At 43.0% G+C, this 18524-nt stretch carries 18 protein-coding genes; 17 read left to right on the top strand and 1 reads right to left on the bottom strand.

All coding sequences use genetic code 11. The annotated features are described in order from the left end of the window. Positions 1 to 28 precede the first annotated feature (28 nt). The 15 genes from hpaE to AT864_RS12980 all read left to right on the top strand — a co-directional run bounded on the left by hpaE (position 29) and on the right by AT864_RS12980 (position 15802). The gene (gene hpaE / locus AT864_RS12910) at positions 29 to 1549 is read left to right on the top strand and encodes a 5-carboxymethyl-2-hydroxymuconate semialdehyde dehydrogenase (protein ID WP_066149428.1); all 1521 of its coding nucleotides are present in this window, start codon (positions 29 to 31) and stop codon (positions 1547 to 1549) included. A 68-nt stretch (positions 1550 to 1617) separates the two neighbouring features. Beyond that, positions 1618 to 3090: a 4-hydroxyphenylacetate 3-monooxygenase, oxygenase component gene (hpaB, locus tag AT864_RS12915; RefSeq protein ID WP_066149431.1), complete on the top strand. Its 1473-nt coding sequence runs from the start codon at positions 1618 to 1620 to the stop codon at positions 3088 to 3090. A gap of 317 nt (positions 3091 to 3407) precedes the next feature. After that, a complete protein-coding gene (gene hpaD / locus AT864_RS12920) occupies positions 3408 to 4391 on the top strand; it encodes a 3,4-dihydroxyphenylacetate 2,3-dioxygenase (protein WP_044742089.1) in 984 nt (327 codons plus the stop codon). A 43-nt stretch (positions 4392 to 4434) separates the two neighbouring features. Beyond that, the gene (locus tag AT864_RS12925; RefSeq protein ID WP_044742090.1) at positions 4435 to 4899 is read left to right on the top strand and encodes a flavin reductase family protein; all 465 of its coding nucleotides are present in this window, start codon (positions 4435 to 4437) and stop codon (positions 4897 to 4899) included. A 154-nt stretch (positions 4900 to 5053) separates the two neighbouring features. Then, the gene (locus tag AT864_RS12930; RefSeq protein ID WP_066149434.1) at positions 5054 to 5950 is read left to right on the top strand and encodes a cytidyltransferase; all 897 of its coding nucleotides are present in this window, start codon (positions 5054 to 5056) and stop codon (positions 5948 to 5950) included. Between the two features lie 102 nt (positions 5951 to 6052). After that, complete coding sequence (locus tag AT864_RS17975) at positions 6053 to 6211, top strand: hypothetical protein (protein ID WP_156450541.1); 159 nt, start codon at positions 6053 to 6055, stop codon at positions 6209 to 6211. 27 nt (positions 6212 to 6238) lie between these two features. After that, positions 6239 to 6583, top strand: coding sequence for a DUF485 domain-containing protein (locus tag AT864_RS12935; protein WP_231734655.1), 345 nt, complete (start codon positions 6239 to 6241; stop codon positions 6581 to 6583). A 2-nt stretch (positions 6584 to 6585) separates the two neighbouring features. Beyond that, entirely contained in the window at positions 6586 to 8142 is a 1557-nt protein-coding gene (locus tag AT864_RS12940) for a cation acetate symporter (protein ID WP_066149436.1), read from the top strand. Positions 8143 to 8459: 317 nt separating this feature from the next. Beyond that, complete coding sequence (locus AT864_RS12945) at positions 8460 to 9257, top strand: fumarylacetoacetate hydrolase family protein (protein ID WP_066149439.1); 798 nt, start codon at positions 8460 to 8462, stop codon at positions 9255 to 9257. Continuing rightward, complete coding sequence (locus tag AT864_RS12950) at positions 9254 to 9997, top strand: fumarylacetoacetate hydrolase family protein (RefSeq protein ID WP_066149441.1); 744 nt, start codon at positions 9254 to 9256, stop codon at positions 9995 to 9997. The genes AT864_RS12945 and AT864_RS12950 overlap by 4 nt, the downstream gene beginning before the upstream one ends. 240 nt (positions 9998 to 10237) lie before the next feature. Then, complete coding sequence (locus AT864_RS12955; RefSeq protein ID WP_044742096.1) at positions 10238 to 10624, top strand: 5-carboxymethyl-2-hydroxymuconate Delta-isomerase; 387 nt, start codon at positions 10238 to 10240, stop codon at positions 10622 to 10624. Positions 10625 to 11223: 599 nt separating this feature from the next. Then, positions 11224 to 12729, top strand: a complete 1506-nt coding sequence (locus AT864_RS12960) for a malate:quinone oxidoreductase (RefSeq protein ID WP_066149443.1) — start codon at positions 11224 to 11226, stop codon at positions 12727 to 12729. A gap of 458 nt (positions 12730 to 13187) precedes the next feature. Next, positions 13188 to 13673, top strand: a complete 486-nt coding sequence (locus tag AT864_RS12965) for a YfmQ family protein (protein WP_082741701.1) — start codon at positions 13188 to 13190, stop codon at positions 13671 to 13673. A gap of 344 nt (positions 13674 to 14017) precedes the next feature. Then, positions 14018 to 14212 (top strand): hypothetical protein, encoded by a 195-nt coding sequence (locus tag AT864_RS12975; RefSeq protein ID WP_044742100.1) that lies wholly within the window; start codon positions 14018 to 14020, stop codon positions 14210 to 14212. Positions 14213 to 14356: 144 nt separating this feature from the next. Continuing rightward, complete coding sequence (locus tag AT864_RS12980; protein ID WP_066149445.1) at positions 14357 to 15802, top strand: PLP-dependent aminotransferase family protein; 1446 nt, start codon at positions 14357 to 14359, stop codon at positions 15800 to 15802. Between the two features lie 334 nt (positions 15803 to 16136). Here AT864_RS12980 and AT864_RS12985 read toward each other — a convergent pair whose 3' ends face one another. After that, positions 16137 to 17090 (bottom strand): carbon-nitrogen hydrolase family protein, encoded by a 954-nt coding sequence (locus AT864_RS12985; RefSeq protein ID WP_066149449.1) that lies wholly within the window; start codon positions 17088 to 17090, stop codon positions 16137 to 16139. A gap of 385 nt (positions 17091 to 17475) precedes the next feature. Here AT864_RS12985 and AT864_RS12990 point away from each other — a divergent pair, with 385 nt between their 5' ends. Together AT864_RS12990 and fosB are read left to right on the top strand one after the other, a co-directional pair. Beyond that, on the top strand, positions 17476 to 17625 hold the full coding sequence (locus tag AT864_RS12990; protein ID WP_231734656.1) for a hypothetical protein: 150 nt from the start codon (positions 17476 to 17478) through the stop codon (positions 17623 to 17625). A 143-nt stretch (positions 17626 to 17768) separates the two neighbouring features. Continuing rightward, positions 17769 to 18191: a metallothiol transferase FosB gene (gene fosB / locus AT864_RS12995; protein WP_066149454.1), complete on the top strand. Its 423-nt coding sequence runs from the start codon at positions 17769 to 17771 to the stop codon at positions 18189 to 18191. The last annotated feature ends 333 nt before the right edge of the window (positions 18192 to 18524 follow it).

Below are 18524 nucleotides of genomic sequence, written 5' to 3' on the forward strand. Positions count from 1 at the left end.
AAAATAGGGTAAAGGGATGTGAAAAAAGATGGAGAATCAAGGAATAGCCGTTCAAAAATCGGCTCATAAGCAAGTAGACGATGTCCAGCACTATATAAACGGGAAATTTGTAGAGGGCCGGTCAGGAACCAGCTTTGATAACATCAATCCTTTTACAAATGAAGTGATCAACCGTGTAGCAGAAGGCCGCCAGGAGGATGTAAATGAAGCGGTGATGGCAGCGAAAAGAGCGTTTGAGCATGGCCCGTGGGGAACGATGAAAGTGGAAGCGCGAATGAAGTATATAAATCGTATCGCTGATCTGATTGATGAAGAAATTGAGGAAATTGCCTTTTTAGAAGCGCTGGATACGGGACTTCCGATAAGTCAAACGAAAAAGATGACAGCACGGGCTGCGGAAAACTTCCGCTTTTATGCAAGAATGGTTCAAGCCAAATTGCACGGCGAGTCCTACCTGGTTGATAAAGAATTCATCAACTATACCATTTACAAGCCGCTTGGCGTGATTGGACTGATTACACCGTGGAATGCTCCTTTCATGCTGGAAACGTGGAAAGTCGCACCGGCATTAGCAACAGGCAATACAGTCGTATTGAAGCCCGCAGAGCTTTCACCGTTAACAGCTAATAAACTGGCCGAAGTGATTCATAAAGCCGGTCTTCCAGAGGGGGTATTTAATGTCGTCCATGGTTTTGGAGAAACGGCAGGAGCCGCTCTTGTTGCGCATCCAGATGTGAAAGCGATTTCTTTTACAGGTGAAACTACAACAGGCTCGATCATTATGAAAAATTCAGCGGATACATTAAAAAAAGTATCGATGGAGCTTGGCGGCAAATCGCCATTCATTGTATTTGAAGATGCTGATTTAGAGAGGGCGCTTGATGCCGCCGTATGGGGAATTTTCTCGTTCAACGGTGAACGCTGTACCGCAAACTCTCGCGTTTTTCTTCATAAAAACATTAAGCCTCAATTTGTAGAAGCATTAAAAGAGCGTGTAGCCAACATCAAAATAGGAGATCCTTTAGATCCTGCTACACAGCTGGGACCTTTAATTGAAAAAGCCCATTTTAATAAAGTGCAGAGCTACATCGAACTGGCAAAAGAAGAAGGATGTGAGGTGGTACAAGGGATCGTGCCTGAGGAATTAAGGGAAGGGAACTTTGTCCCGCCAACCTTATTATTAAATGCCAAAAATGAAATGAGAGTATGCCAAGAAGAAATATTTGGCCCTGTGATGGCCGTTATTGAATTTGAGACAGAGGAAGAAGTGATTGCAATGGCCAACGATGTAAGATATGGACTTGCAGGCTACGTCTGGACAAACGATATTAAAAAAGCGCATCGTGTGGCACATGCGGTCGATGCCGGAATGCTATGGATTAATGCTCAAAATGTAAGAGATCTTCGCATTCCGTTTGGCGGTACGAAAGATAGCGGAATTGGCCGAGAAGGCGGACATTATGCCATTTTCGAATTTTACACGGAGCCGAAAGTGATTCATGTAGCAATTGGGGATCACCATATACCTCAATTTGGAAAAAAGAAATAGAGAATCAAAGAAGCAGATAGAATAACAATGGATCGGTGATGAAGGGAATTTCCAAAGGAGAGAGTGAGATGCCAGCTAAAACAGGAAAACAATATATTGAGAGAGTGGATGAGGCGCAGGCAGTTGTCTGGATTAATGGCGAACAAGTAAGAGGAAAGATTTCTGAGCATCCTGCTTTTAAAGGAGTCATGAAAACGCAAGCAGAGATGTATGATATGCAACATGATCCCGCCAAGCGAGATTATATGACATATGTATCGCCAACAACAGGAGAACGTGTAGGGACTTCATTTATCCAGCCAAGAACAAAAGAAGATCTTGTGATGCGCCGCAAGATGATGCAAGAATGGGCCAAATATAATGGAGGAATGATGGGACGTTCTCCAGACTATCTTAACGTTGGCATCATGGCTTACGGCGCAGCTGCCAAAATGTTTGGGAAACAAGATCCGTTTTACGCTAAAAATATGGAAGAATATTACGAGTATTGCAGAGAAAATGATATTTCTCTCACTCATACGCTCATTCAGCCTCAAGTCAATCGGGCGGTCAACGCCGCACAGCTGCCAGATCCTTATATTGCCGCTCGGATTGTGAAGAAAACATCGGAAGGAGTGGTGATTCGCGGAGCGCGTTTGCTTGCAACGCAAGGGGGAATTACAGATGAAATTATGGTATTTCCTTCGACTCTATTAAAACAATCCGAAGAAGAAAACCCATATGCTTACGCATTTGCAATTCCCAATAACACCCCCGGGTTAAAATTTATTTGCCGTGAATCATTCGATTACGGAAAATCCCACTTTGACCACCCGCTGGGATCACGCTTTGAAGAAATGGATACGGTTGTTGTTTTTGATGATGTGGTGGTGCCGTGGAACCGCGTATTTGCACTTGGTGATGTAAGCGTTTGCAACCAGGCGTACAACGAAAGCAATGCCGTTGTTCATATGACGCATCAAGTAGTCGCTAAAAACATTGTGAAAACGGAATTTGTGTTAGGAATTTTACAGCTAATGGTGGAAACGATCAACATCGGACAGTTCCAGCATGTCCAAGAAAAAATGTCCGAGGTGATTATCGCGTTAGAAACGATGAAAGCCTACATGACAGCAGCGGAAGCGAACGCAAAAATAGATAAATGGGGGATTATGACGCCTGATTTTACGCCACTAAATATTGCTCGCAATTATTATCCAAAGATTTACCCTCGATTTAGTGAAATTATGCAGCTATTAGGTGCTAGCGGTTTAATGGCTATTCCGTCAGAAGCAGATTTTAAGTCAGACATTCGCCCAGATTTAGATAAGTATTTGCAAGCGGCTAATGGAGAAGCTTACCATCGTGTGAAATTGTACCGTCTTGCTTGGGATGTTTGTATGAGTGCATTCGGCACAAGACAAACCTTATATGAGCGCTTTTTCTTTGGCGATCCTGTCAGAATGGCGAGTGCTTTATATAACGGCTATGATAAGCAAGAATATGTAGATCGTGTGAAAGAGTTTCTCGACCGTTCAGAACAGATGATTCAAAATAATTAAATTCTTTGCGATAGAGGGTTGTGAGATGGTTTTTCAGTTCATCATCTATTGACGAGTTGCCGCAACTAGATCATGAAAGCTAGCAAGAAATCACGGGAAGCCTATATAGATACGACTAAGGAAAAGTACAGCCCATTCAAGAAGAATTTCTATAAGTCTCGACGGTTGGCAAAAAGCGGCTGGGTACGTCAAAGTATGGCCGAGTCCCAAACAACCAATCGCTTACAGGTGTCAATAGGCGAGGGTGGTCGGTTGTCCGACCGTCGAAAAGTGTAGTGAAGGTATTACCACATTCAATAAGTGGGGGAGTTGGTAGGATGGAATTTAATATTATCCGCATTGCGAGAGTAGTGATTAACGTCACGGATTTAGATCGTTCGAGAGATTTTTATGTAAACGCTTTAGGTTTTGTTGAAACAGAGTGTGACGGAGAACATATTTATTTAAGAGGATTAGAAGAGCATACGCATCATAGCTTAGTGTTAAAAAAATCAGATCAACTTGGTGTTCATGCCCTTGGATATAAAGTGGCGTCAGAAGCCGATTTAGATAAATTAGCCGCGTTATTTCAAGCAAAAGGCTTGAAAACGAAATGGTTGGAAGAAGGAACGCAATATGCGATCGGCAGAGCATTGCATGTCCATGATGTATCCGGGATGCCATTGGAGTTTTTCTGCAAAATGGATCGGGTGGAGCGGATGCTTCAACGTTATGATCAGTATAAAGGGGCGAGAATCCAGCGCATTGACCATGTAAACTGCATGGTTCCTGATGTAGAAAAAGCCTATGACTTTTTTATGAAAGAATTAGGATTTGCTTGCTCTGAGTACACCGTGACAGAGAAAGAGCGGATTTGGGCAGCATGGCTCCACCGAAAACAAGGGGTACACGATCAAGCTTTTATGAACGGAGAAGGTCCGCGCCTTCATCATATCGGCTTTTGGCTGCCAGATCCATTAGCATTAATCCATTGTTGCGATATACTGGCTTCTATCGGATATGCAGAAAGTATTGAGAGAGGACCAGGGCGCCACGGACTTTCCAATGCCTTTTTCCTTTATTTAAGAGATCCGGATGGTTATCGAATTGAGCTTTACAACGGGGACTACTTGACAAGTGATCCCGATTTTATTCCGATTCGTTGGGAGTTAGATGACCCGAGACGTCAAACATTTTGGGGGCATAAAGCTCCAGAAAGCTGGTTTAACGAAACGTTTCCGTTTTTAGACATTGATACAGGAGAACCGATTCCTGTCTCCAAAGCGACTTTAGAAAAAATTAAACCAGAATTTATCCTATAGCTGCTTGTCCATGGGATCAAACAGAACGAAGGGGGGATGAGCAGTGGATGATCGGACATTTAGAAATGCAATGGGAAAATTCGCGACAGGAGTAACGGTAATCACAACGGCAGTAGATAGGGACGTTCATGGAATGACAGCCAATGCATTTATGTCGGTTTCTCTTAACCCTCGATTAGTGCTCATTTCGATTGGGGAAAAAGCGAAAATGCTAGAAAAATTGAATCAGTCAGACGCATTCGCTGTCAATATCTTGTCTGAAGATCAGAAGGAATTATCCATGCAGTTTGCAGGACAAATACAAAAAAAGCGCGAGGTAACATTTGAGTGGCTACATGGTATTCCTATTTTAAATGGTGCTTTGGCCAATATTGTCTGCCATGTTTATAGCAAGCAGCTGGCGGGAGACCACACGTTATTTATCGGGGAAGTCATCGATGTGGTTGTGGGGGAAGGGACGCCGCTAACCTTTTTTGCCGGAAAGTATGGAAAAATTGCAAATATATAAAATCGCATGTAGCAGGAGGATGGCTTTTACTCGAACAACCAACCGCTTCTTTAGACGAATGGTGAGATCTGGAAGCGGTATTGTTCGAGAACGCTGAAAAACGACAGGGCGTTAAAAAAATTAAGGTTGATCTGGAGAACAGGGAGGTGTAGCGATGGAAACCGTTTATATCCGGCATCCGATTTCCGCATCCGTCACAGCTCAAATGAGGCCTTGTGTTTTGGCGCTTGGCTTTTTCGACGGCGTTCATCTTGGACATAAAGAAGTTCTAGAGGCTGCCAAAGCAGCGGCGAAGCAAAAGCAGCTCGCCTTTGGCGTTATGACCTTTTATCCTCATCCTAAAGATATTATCCAAGCAAATGAAGAGCCGAGAAAGTATTTAACTCCTTTGCCGATAAAGGAAGAACGGTTTCGAGAGATGGGGGTGGAAAAATTATTCGTGGTCCATTTTACTCCTGAATTTGCGCGTCTCCGGCCGAAAGATTTCGTCGTCCAATATATCGTAGGCCTTCGTTGTAAGCATGTCGTAGCCGGATTTGATTATCATTACGGATATAAAGGCAAAGGAACGATGGCCACTTTGAAAAATGAAGGGGACGGAAAGTTTCAAGTAACAGTGATCCATCCGATCAAACGCGAGCAGGAAAAAATCAGTTCTACTGCTATCCGCAATCTGCTGTCTGTTGGGAACGTAGCCTTGATTCCTAGTTATCTTGGTGACTTCTACGAAATAAGAGGGAAAGTCAAAAAAGCGTCGATCTATTATAAAAATAATCAATTTCTTCATATTCTAGTAGATGAAGAATATATGCTGCCAACGCCCGGTATATATAAAGTTTATGTGGAAATAGATGGGCAACGATATAAGGGGATTTGCCAGCAAATTTCTAGCAATGGTAACCAATCATTCCTTTTAGTTCAGCTGACAAATTGCCTCATCAACACGTATGAGAAACGGGTTAAGGTAAAATGGCTTCAATTCTCTTTGCGCAAAGCAAAAGAGGATCACGACATCTATCAATATATGGAGGGAGAGCGAAGAATTATTTAGTCCTGTCTTGATGAAGATTGGATTGAAAAAGGTCTTAACCAATCAGTTCCGTCCTCTGAAAATAATGGAACAAGTCCATCATTTGCAATAGGGGACGCAGGAATGGATACGAAAAATAGCTTGTTTCAGAAAATGGTATATAAGCAAAATCACGAAACCTCTCGCATGCCATATAGCAGAGTAAAGGAAAGCTGTTTGGAAAAGAGTTCATCTGCGTTTGAAGAGATGGCAGAACGGAAACGAGTCGGACGTAAAAAATGAACGACAAAAAAGTGGAGGATTGGTGATATGATGGGACAAAATGAACGGGTCGTTGTTAACCATCAACAGCTCCATTATAAGGAGCTTGCTGCATCGGAGAAATTCAAACAGCTTTTAGCTGTAAAGAAGCGCTTTACCATTTATGTAACCCTATTTTTTCTTATCTTCTCTCTTTTGCTCCCCATTTTGGCATTCTACACTAACATCTTAAAAAAGCCTGCCATAGGCGCTATTTCATGGGCTTGGATATTCGTTTTTGCCCAATTTGTGATGACATGGATCATCTGCCACTTGTATGTAAAAAAAGCGGCTGAATTTGATGACATGGCGGACCAAGTGCTGCTGCATCATCAAGAAGAGGGGGAAAGATGAACATGGATGTAAAAGTTGTGACCCTTTTTACTCTCATCGTTGCCGTCACGCTTCTCATTACTTACTATGCTTCCCAAAAAACAAATAGTGCAAGTTCTTTTTATACGGCAGGCGGGGGGTTAACAGGCTGGCAAAATGGTTTTGCTATTGCAGGGGATTTTATGTCGGCCTCTTCATTTTTAGGGTTGATTGGCGCCATTTCCCTCGTCGGCTATGATGGGATCTTTTTAATGTATGGAGCGCTTGTTTCTTATTTAGTGGTTCTGCTTTTAGTAGCTGAACCTCTGCGAAATCTTGGGAAATATACATTGGCAGATATGATTGTAGAGCGTTTTCAAGCGAGAAAAGTTCGCGGGGTCACAGCCTTTAATGCGCTAACGATTTCTATCTTTTATATGCTGGCCCAACTGGTGGCAGCGGGTGATCTTTTTAAGCTTTTATTGAATATTCGTTATGAAATATCCGTTGTGTTAGTAGGTCTTGTCATGCTAATTTACGTGATTTTTGGAGGAATGACGGCCACAAGCTGGGTGCAGATCACGAAAGCTTTCCTGTTGTTAGGCAGCACATTTGTCATTTTTGTGATGGTGATGGCGAAATTTGATTTTAACTTTTTGCGAGTATTTGAGGAGATGCAGACAGCCACGCCTCTTAAGGAAGCCTATTTAGCTCCGGGGGCGAAATATGCGAACGGTCTTGATGCTTTTTCGTTAACGCTTGGCCTAATATTGGGCACGGCTGGGCTTCCGCACGTTCTTAGTCGCTTTTTAACCGTTCCAAATGCGAAGGTAGCAAGAAAATCTGTCGTTTATTCCATTTGGATTATCGGTTTGTTTTATGTGATGGTGATCTTTTTAGGATTTGCGGCCGCTAAATTTGTAGGGGTGCAAGACATTGTGGCTGCTAATCCAGCCGGGAATATGGCCGCGCCGTTGCTCGCTAAAATATTAGGGGGAGATCTGCTATTTGCTGTGGTATCAGCGGTAGCATTCGCCACGATTTTAGCGGTTGTGGCAGGAATTGTGATAACAGGCGCTACAGCATTTTCACATGACTTTTATAACGAAATTGTCAAAGGAGGGAAGGCGACAGAGAAAGAACAAATTCGCATGGCAAGGTTCGCATCGATCGGAATTACAGTCCTTTCTATTATCCTAGCTTTATTCGTCCAAAAAATGAATGTGGCGTTTTTAGCTTCTTTAGCATTAACAGTAGCAGCCAGCTCGAATTTGCCTGTTATTTTGTATACCGTTTATTGGAGGCGTTTTAACATAACAGGCGCGATTACAGGGATGCTCGTAGGATTGATTGGAACGATTCTCCTTGTTGCATTAAGTCCCAATGTGTGGAGTCCTGAACAAGGGAAGGCTCTTTTCGTTGGCGAACCGATTTTCCCATTAGCGTCACCAGGAATTGTATCGATTCCTCTTGGCTTTTTAGGAGCCTATCTTGGCACAGTCTTTTCAGCGAGAAAAGAGCAGAACGGCAATTTCGAGGAAATATTAGTTAAATCAAATACAGGGAGCGACATAAAAGGAGTTAGTCATCATGGAGTGTAAGGAGAGACCATTTGTACAATCAGTAAGAGGTATCTTTAACCTGCGTAAAGATGAATACAAGGTTTTATCACTATTGAAACGATGGTCATGATGACATTTTCTATAAGGCTCCCTTGTTGGTGAATGGATGCATTTCCGGCCTTATCCTAAAAACGAGGAGACGATTGCGGCGGTCGGACGACCGAGCAACCCTGTTCATTGACAAATGAAACAGCCGGTTGTTCGGTTTAAGCGCGACGAAAAAATAGGATTCTGTTTTTGCGTTGGCTATGTAAGCTCAACTTTCTTATAGAAAAATAAAACAAGGAGCGAGGGATATGAGTAAAGTCAAAGTCAGGGTGAAATTCCGCGGCATCCTGCAAGAGAGGGAAGCGGTCGCTAACTTGGACGAGAATAGGATTGAATTGCAAGGAAGGCATTATCGGGTAGATCAGCTGATGTGGGATGCTCCTATATCAGGTGCTGTATACGGAACGCTGTTCAATTATAAAGGAGCGCTTGCCGCTTTGGGAGAGACTGTATATGAAGCTCCTTATCATGGAGAACCAAAAGCTCCTGTTTTATATATTAAACCGAGAAATACAGTCATTGGTTATGGAATGCCCATTCCATTGCCGGCTGATGCCAGAGAGCTTGAAATCGGCGCGGCGCTCGGAGTTGTGATGGGCCGTACGGCAACTCGTGTGAGCGAGGAACAAGCGCTTGAATTTGTAGCGGGTTATACGATCGTGAATGATGTGAGCATTCCGCATCAAAGTTTTTATCGTCCGGCCATCAAGCAAAAGGCTCGTGACGGTTTTTGCCCAGTCGGCCCTTGGATCGTTGAACAGGATGAAGTACCCGATCCGGATGCATTGGGAGTGCGTGTATGGATTAATGGGGAGTTGCGACAGGAAAATACGACAGCAAATCTCATTCGATCTGTGAGCAGGCTTATTGCTGATGTTACGGATTTTATGACCTTATATGCTGGTGACACGCTGTTAGTAGGAGTGCCGGAAGGAGCGCCGGTCGCAAAGGCAGGAGATCATGTTCGCATTGGAATTGACGGGATTGGCAGTTTGGAGAATACGATTATTCATGAGGATGAATTAGCAGGGGGGCAACGATTATGAAGCGAGCACGAATCGCGTATGCCGGAGCCATTCATCATGCCGTTGAAGAGAATGGCTGTATGAAGCTGGAAGATGGCCGTATCGTTGCTGAACATGAAGTGGTTTGGCTGCCGCCTGTGCAGCCTCGTACAGTGTTTGCCCTTGGGCTTAATTATGCCGATCATGCGAAGGAGCTGTCATTTCAAGCGCCGACAGAACCGCTTGTTTTTTTGAAAGGCCCCAATACGTTTGTTGGTCATCGTGCACAGACGCGGCGTCCCAAGGATGTTGTCAACATGCACTATGAATGTGAACTGGCGGTCGTGATTGGCCGTCCAGCTCGTAGAGTGAAACGAGAAGAGGCATATGACTATATAGCGGGTTATACCATTGCCAACGACTATGCGATTCGCGATTACTTAGAGAATTATTATCGCCCTAATTTAAGGGTGAAAAGCCGGGATACATGCACGCCGATTGGACCATGGCTGGTAGATGCTAAAGACATAGCCGATCCGATGAATTTAACGTTAAAAACATATGTCAATGGCAAGCTGACACAACATGGGACGACAAGGGATATGATTTTTGACATCCCTGCTCTTATTGAGTATTTAAGCAGTTTTATGACATTGAACAAGGATGATGTGATTTTAACCGGAACTCCTGAAGGGCTAGCCGATACAGCTGTAGGTGACGAAGTGGTCGCTGAGATCGAAGGAATTGGCCGACTTATGAACACCATTATAGCTGACGAATAAAGCGGCTGCTGATGTTGCTTATCGTTCTCGTGGTAATCATTTTTATAAAGAGAAAAGGAACGATGAAGTTTTGGCTGGGGTTCAGATGTTCGGAGTGCTCGAAAGACCGATTCGTTGATCCTAAAAAGCTGCTAGTCATTCAGCTTTTGGAGCGTGCTTGCACGTATGACAGGTTTTCGATCTTGGCTATCCAAAAAAGGCTTTGCCTCATTTTCAAGTGATAGAAAGAGAGGAGAAATCATGCCACATCTGATTATTGAATATACAGACAATCTGAAGGAGACGATTCATATTTCTGATTTATTGGAAAAAGTGAATCAAGTTCTGATCTCTAAAAGCGATATTTTCCCGATTGGAGGTATTCGTTCGCGGGCCGTTGAGCTTCATCATTACCGGATTGCGGATGGAGCTGAGGACGATGCGTTTGTTCATGTGACTTTAAAAATTGGCGCCGGGCGGTCTGAGAAGGAAAAAAAAGAAACCTGTGATCAGCTTTTTGAGGTAATAAAGGATCATTTTGCGGCCGAATTCGCCAAACGTTACTTAGCATTGTCTCTGGAATTAGTGGAATTCAGCGAAACGGGCACCTATAAGCATAACAATATTCATAAACGTTTTAGAACATAGTGTGGGAGATTTGTTCATTAAGCGAGAGCGGATGCAAAGCATCCGTATTTTTTTATGCAGTGTGGTTCAAATAATAAATGAGCAGAAAATGTGGTTTTAACATATCCGAAAAGTTCTGTTACGTTTGTTTTTTGGATATTGAGAAATGCAATAGCCTGATGGGTTTTTTATAGAAAATAATTCATTCCATTTTCATTGTATAAGCGACAATGCCAACACCGAATTGCATGAACCGTTGCACCTGCACTTCGCTGAGAGGCGAGAGACTTTTCGGAGGGGCTATGTTAGCGCGGAAAAACGAATCAGCAACGGTTTTGTTACCTATGTATATTTATGCGTTTTTTGATTTTTTCATTCAGATATATGTGCCCATCTTATTGAACAAATGGATGAGGATGTCATAAATGATTTCATTAATGACTGTAATATTATAGAAAATATTTTAAATTTATAAATAATAATGCTATACTATAATTAATAATGATATCTCATTCAGAAAAGGTGGATCAGCTAGGCTAGGTTATCGTCTAGTTTGTTGGAGCGCCTAAGGGGAGCGCTTACAGGTTTTCTTTAAATCTTAGGGTATAAGGATGGTAAAGATGAGCAACAATCGGATGAGAACAGATGTGATTTTAATTGGTGCTGGAATTATGAGTGCGACGTTGGGAACGTTGTTAAAGGAATTAGCACCAGACTGGGAAATTACAGTATTTGAGAGGCTCGCAGATGCAGGGGATGAGAGCTCTAATGAATGGAATAATGCCGGAACGGGACATGCCGCACTGTGCGAGCTTAATTATACGGTCGAAAAACCGGATGGATCGATCGATATTAGCAAAGCGATCAAAATTAACGAACAGTTTAATGTTTCGTTGCAGTTTTGGTCTTATCTTGTCAAAAGCAAGCTGATTGATCATCCGCAGGATTTTATTATGCCATTGCCTCATATGAGTTTAGTGCAAGGGGAAAAAAATGTCGCGTTTTTGAAAAAACGTTTTGAAGCGCTGGCTAGCAACCCTTTGTTTGAGGGAATGGAATTTTCTGATGATCCGAAAAAATTGCAGGAATGGGTTCCGCTCATTATGAAGGATCGGACGCTCAATGAACCTATAGCGGCCACAAGAATCGAATCAGGGACCGATGTCAACTTTGGTGCGTTAACACGCATGCTGTTTGACCACTTGAAACGCAAACATGTGGATATAAGATACAAACATCATGTTGATGATATGAAACGAACTAGCGACGGCTCATGGGAATTGAAAGTCCGAAACCTCGATAGCGGTACGGTCGAGCGACATGTCGCAAAATTTGTCTTTATTGGAGCTGGAGGAGGCAGCTTGCATTTGCTGCAAAAATCCGGTATTCCTGAAGGAAAGGGAATTGGCGGATTTCCGGTAAGCGGAATATTTATGGTGTGCAATAATCCTGATGTTGTAGAGCAACATCATGCCAAGGTTTACGGTAAAGCGAAGGTGGGAGCGCCTCCGATGTCGGTTCCGCATCTTGATACGCGGTTTATTGACAATAAAAAATCGCTGCTATTCGGGCCGTTTGCCGGCTTCTCGCCAAAGTTTTTGAAAAACGGCTCCATGCTTGATTTAATTACTTCTGTAAAGCCGCATAATCTCTTAACGATGCTGGCGGCTGGTGTTAAGAACATGTCGCTGACGAATTACTTGATTCAGCAAGTGATGCTATCGAAAGAGCAGCGCATGGAAGAGCTGCGGGAATTTGTTCCGAGTGCCAGAAGCGAGGATTGGGATTTAATTGTAGCGGGTCAACGTGTGCAAGTGATCAAAGATACGGAGGCTGGCGGAAAAGGAACGCTTCAGTTTGGAACGGAAGTGGTAAGTGCCGCTGATGGTTCGATCGCAGCGTTGCTTGGCGCATCTCCGGGAGCTTCTACCGCTGTACACGTCATGCTCGAAGTGATCACAAGATGCTTCCCTGAACGCATGACAGAGTGGGAGCCGAAAATTAAAGAAATGATTCCTTCCTACGGTGTGCCACTTATGAAAAACCCAGGCCTTCTGCGCGAAATTCATGCTTCAGCTGCAAGAACGCTTGGTTTAAGCGAGGGCATGCCGCTTCCCATGGCCTAAAGTGAACGATAAGAATAAGAAACGGTTTTAAGAATATCGTTTGTTATGATGATTGATTCGTATATAGGGCTGGTTGAACATCGCTAGGGCCCATGTTTGGATCAGCCCTTTTTGTCGCTGCTGATATAGACGGAATGCAGCACATGAGACGGTCGGATGCTCGAACCATATCGCTTTTAACAGCTCATTGAATGGGTTGGAAATGATATGGTTCGGGCTTTTTCTATGTAAAGTTGAAATGAAGCGGTCTATTTTATTCCTAAATTTAAAAAAAGAATGGCACAACGCATATAGCCTATGAATATTTTCGGATGATAGATGGCGGCGTGATGAGGTGTTGGCTGAGGCGGCTCCATGCCAAAGTGGATGGCTTATTTTTAGGGGAAGTGGCTGGTTCATAATTGATCCATGTGCGTTATGATGGAACTATAAAAAGCATGAAACGGAGATGATGTAAAATGTCATGGACTGTATTGCTTTGTATCGTCATGGGAAGTTTATTAAAAATAGTGATCACTTCCCTTCCCTCTGGGGTTGTTGAGTGGATGACCGATAAATTTCAAATTCATTCAAAACTCAATCAGGAGAATAGCATTGTGACGATGGCTAATCAGAGACTGGAGGGGGAAGAAAAGGCAAAAATAATCCGTTACTTTAATGACGCCTCGTTTAAAGAACGGCATTATATATGGCCGGGCACGGAACAGAGCTATTTGCATCCGACAGATAGCGGAACGTTGATTATCGTTGATACGAAAAGTTCTAAAAAAGATGTAAGACTATTCATTTATTGCTACAACGACCGCGTGGAGGTTATCAAACAGTATAAGAAAAAAATGCTGGCGTATCGTCTTTTTCCGGGAAATTTAGTTCGTTATGCACAGCGGCTCGCAACGGATATTTCTGGATCTGAAAATCCTCATGTTTGTGCTAGTGGCGAATGAAAAAGAAGACAGATGCTCGTGGCTAACGAATTTGGTCAGCTTCATAAACGAAATGGAAAGCAGGGAAAAAGGCGGCTGTTCATTCGTTGTCAGATTAAATGGATTCACTTATTCTTGTATTGTCACCAAACTGTAAAGATGGAAAAAGGAAAGCAAGTGGTTTGTCCGCATGACAAAGGCCGGAGCAACAACGCTTTCGGCGCCGTTGTTGCTGACTTTGTGAAGTGTTGAACTCGATATCTACAAAATGGTAACGTCAAGTTAGAATGGGGCGTAAGTATCACGGTAACACCGTATGAATAAATATTCGTTTCATTTTGATGAACTTAGGAAGGAGAAAATCGATGAAATTTGCCATTATGCTTGTTTTGCTGATAGGAGTGGTCTCCCTTATAGGAACCATATTAGTGGCAAGAACGGTGGAGACGAACTATGGGAAATCGATTAAGCGGAATATCGGGAATTTGACGATTATCTATGTGATCCTAATTTTGGGACTTCTTATCGGGCTGGTCTGGTATGCATTTGTTGCTTTATAGCTTGACTAGCGGCCTAGCTGTCGTTAGACGGTGGAAATTTTTTATCATCGGATTGGAGCAAGCGAGGGATCTCTTCAACATGGCTGGAATCATCAACTTCATGAAAGTAGCCAGCCAATAAAAAAACGGTAAGGATGGGTTAAGATGGATTGGAAACCGAATCGTGCGGATAAGAAACCGATTTATAAGCAGATTGCCGATTATATTGAACAAGGAATTTCATCGGGAATATTCCCGCCGGACCGTTTGCTGCCTTCCGAACGTGCTCTTGCAAACGAATTGCAGGTGAATCGAAGCACTGTTTCTGCAGCTTATGAATGGCTGGAGTCTCTCGGAATAGTCGAGCGTAAAAAGGGAAGCGGCACACGAGTGAGTACGGATATATGGGGAATATCGCATAAACGCATCCCCAATTGGGGACGGTATGTCGAGGATGGCTCTTTTTTGCCTAATCTTCCGCTAGTGCAGCGAATTCGCACGGAAACACAAAAAAATGATTTAATTAATTTAGCAAGCGGCGAATTGACGCCAAGCTTGTTCCCAGCTGAACAATTTAAGAAAATTTTTGCTGAACAGCTGTTTACTGGACATCTCGGCTATGACCATCCCCAAGGAAATGAAGTGTTGCGGGAAACTATTGCTTCTCATGTGAGAGAGTACAAAAATATTGAGACGAGCTCTTCTTCTATTCTCATTACATCGGGAGCGCAACAAGCTCTTTATTTGATTGTTCAATGTTTATTAAAGCCAGGAGATGCGGTTGCCATTGAGGATCCGTCCTACTGTTTTTCTCTCCCTGTTTTTCAGTCTGCCGGGCTAAGAACGTATTTTTTGCCTGTAGACAAGCACGGCATGAATCCTGACGATCTTCTGTCCTTGCACAAGAAGCATCGGATTCGCATGGTTTTTTTAAACCCTGAACACCATAACCCTACAGGAACGGTCCTTTCTTTAGAGCGCCGAAAAAAAGTGCTGGAGCTATCGGCTGAATTCGGTATCCCCATCATTGAAGACGATCCTTATAGTTTAACGACCTTTGATGGAAGAATCCATCCCCCTTTAAAATCGATGGATGATGCGGGGAATATCTTGTATATTAGTTCTCTATCCAAAATTGCCGCATCGGGATTGCGAATTGGATGGGTGATTGGCCCGCCGAAGGTGATTCAGCGACTAGCCGATGCGAAACAGCAAGTGGATTTTGGACATAGCATTTTTCCGCAGTGGATCGCCAATGAATTTTTAGCGTCCTCACATTTTCATACACATATAGCGATGCTGCAAAAGAAATTAGAACAACAAAGAGATGTGCTGATTTCCAGCCTTGCCGACCAATTGGGCAGCCAAGTGGATTTTTTTATCCCAAAAGGAGGAATCCATCTATGGTGCAAACTAAATCGCCCGATGAATGAGCATCATTTACTTGAGGAAGCAATGAAAAGAGGAGTGGCGTTCGTTCCGGGAAGCATTTTAGGTTCAAAAAAAGGATATGTACGCTTTACGTTTGGACGAGAAGAGTCACGCCTCATCCGGGAGGGAGTTTCCCGATTTGCAGAGGCGTTTAAAAGCATTCAGTCGGTTCTAAAGTAATCGAATCATTTCTGCCTTTGGGATGCAGGCCCCACTATTTTCAAGGTAGTGAATCGGGTTTTTGTTGAAGGAAGATAGAATGAGAAAATGGGGGCGCCCCAGCTTTTGGGAAGAACCTTGATCAATGGATTGAGCGACCAAGATCGAGTAAAGACATATTAAGATAACTGAAAGTTTCATGATTTTGTGAAAAAGCTTAAGAAGTTCATTGTGCAGAAGCGTCTCATGATAGCGGTTGGACAACATGATAAGATGAGCGTTAAACCTGTTTCTTTTTTTGGTTTGCCCCAAAAGCGAACGCTAGACCAATGCTTTTGGGGTTTCTTGCTTCTACTTACTTTTTCCATTTTACGCTTTCTTGTTTCTCCTCATTTACTAGGAGCTGGAAAACATCCGGCCTTGAATAATGACCTACTACATCAAAGTCAAATTGACTGTAAGCAATATCCCGCAAATCAAGATCTGCGATAAGCATCTCTTCTTTGCCAAAAACAGGTCCCTTTATATATTCACCTAAAGGTCCAACGATCGCACTGCCTCCTAAACACATTTCCTCTGGAGAAGAGGATAAATCATCGTAGCAAGCTAGATCGGTAGGATACATGTCCTTGGTCACATATTGGTTGCAAGATAAAACGAAACATCTGCCTTCTGCGGCGATATGCCGAATCGTAGATTGCCATAGCTCTCTGGAGTCTGCTGTCGGAGCGATATAAATTTGAATTCCTTTCGCATACATCGCTACTCGGGCCAGCGGCATGTAATTTTCCCAGCAAATTAACGCCCCTATTTTGCCATAAGGTGTATCAAAAACGGGAAGAGTGCTTCCGTCTCCTTCTCCCCAAATGAATCGTTCTGAACCAGTGGGTTTGAGCTTGCGGTGCTTTCCCAGCAATTTTCCGTCTGGTCCAAAGAATAATACGGAGCAATATAAAGTGCCCTTGCTAGATTCATTGTCTCTCTCAATGACGCCAATAACGAGATACACCCCAGCTTTGCGTGCTGCTTCTCCTAATTTCTCAGTAGTTTCGCTAGGAACAGGAACGGAGTTTTCCCAATAACGAAGCCAATCCTTCCGCCCTTCTGGTGAACGGCTCCCGACAGTTGTCCCGAAGCTGAGTCCCCTTGGATAGGCTGGAATAAACGCTTCAGGGAATACAACGATGTTCGCTCCTTTTTCCCCTGCTTGCTGTATGAACGAAATGGCTTTTTCGGTGCTCGCTTTTCGATCCATAATGACAGAAGCTGTTTGCACAACCGCTACTCGCACATGATGTTGCTGAACCATGAGAAATCCTCCTCTTTTCAGTAGAATAAGTCTATCATTGTTATGATAATGGAAAATCTATGCTTTGTGCCCAGCCAATAGAATCTATAATGTCCCATCCATTTTCCCTTAACACAATTGGGCGAGGATGGTTCTAGCGATCAACGCAGCTTTTTGGCGCTGCCGTTTCTGTCTTAGGTTGGAGTGTATGTTGTTTTTCGGTTATCGGACGACTAACGGTCACTATATATAAATCAAATGAAAATAAAGGACAAAAGCAAGAATTTGGCTATAATTTTGGAATTTATGTAAAATAATTTCTTTATGTGGTATAATGCATACAGATTAGTAAAATACGTGGTCTATACTGGTTATGATCTTATACGAAAGGAGAGGAAAAGAGCATGTGGTGGTTGATTGGGCGTATAAAAGAAAAGGCATCCATGATTTGAACCCTGAAGAAAATGCCAAGCACGTTTCATGGTCAGAACAGGCCTATATGGAAGCCCATATGCAGAATATGAGAAATGATCATCATGATAACGGCCCGATTTAGGGTTCCACGATAAGAAAACAGTGAAGATGTATCGATTCTATTTTGCCTCTTGACAAAAGCTACTCTGTATCTACTCCCCAGTCATTTTACTCAGCATGAATCGTCATAATCAATGTTAAAACGAAACGGAGAGGAAGATCCACTTGCCGATTGGAAGCATTAATCACCTAACGTTCTCTGTATCCGATTTAGAAAAAGCCGTTCGCTTTTACCAGCAAGTATTCGGTGCAAAGCTATTGGTCAAAGGACGAAATTTAGCCTATTTTGATCTAAATGGAATGTGGCTTGCTCTGAATGTCCAAAAAGATATTCCGCGAAACGAACTCCGGCACTCATATACTCATATCGCGTTTTCCGTCAAAGAAGAAGACTTCGATGATCTTGTTCAAAGGCTGAAAGAGCTAGATGTGGCCATAATTCCAAGCAGAGAAAGAGATGAAAGAGACAAGCGCTCTGTTTATTTTACGGATCCTGACGGGCACAAGTTCGAATTTCACACCGGCAGTTTGAATGATCGGTTGGCTTATTACAAAAGCGAGAAGCATCATATGCAGTTTTTTACTTAATATCATCATGCGATGAAGAGGAGAGTAAATACATTCATTCTTTTCAGAGAGCTCCGGTAGCTGGGAAGGAGTAAGAATGGTTTATTGAAGCAAGCCTTGGAGCATCGCACGGGAACCGAAAAAAAAGGGGATCGTGTGACAGGTGGCGCCTGTTATAGAGCTAAGGTATTCGTGTACCTACTGAGTTTAACATCTTTCCGAAATTCATCTCCCACTTCTAAACGAAGTGAAAGTGGGAGATGAATTTCGGTTAGGCGTAGCCTAAAGTGGTCTCTTTTTTTGTGTGTTATGATATAATTAGTTTTAGAAAAATGAAAGGCCGTTGTATCAATG

The sequence above is a fragment of the Anoxybacillus sp. P3H1B genome, assembly GCF_001560855.1.
In the GTDB taxonomy this organism is placed as follows: Bacteria; Bacillota; Bacilli; order Bacillales; family Anoxybacillaceae; genus Anoxybacteroides; species Anoxybacteroides rupiense.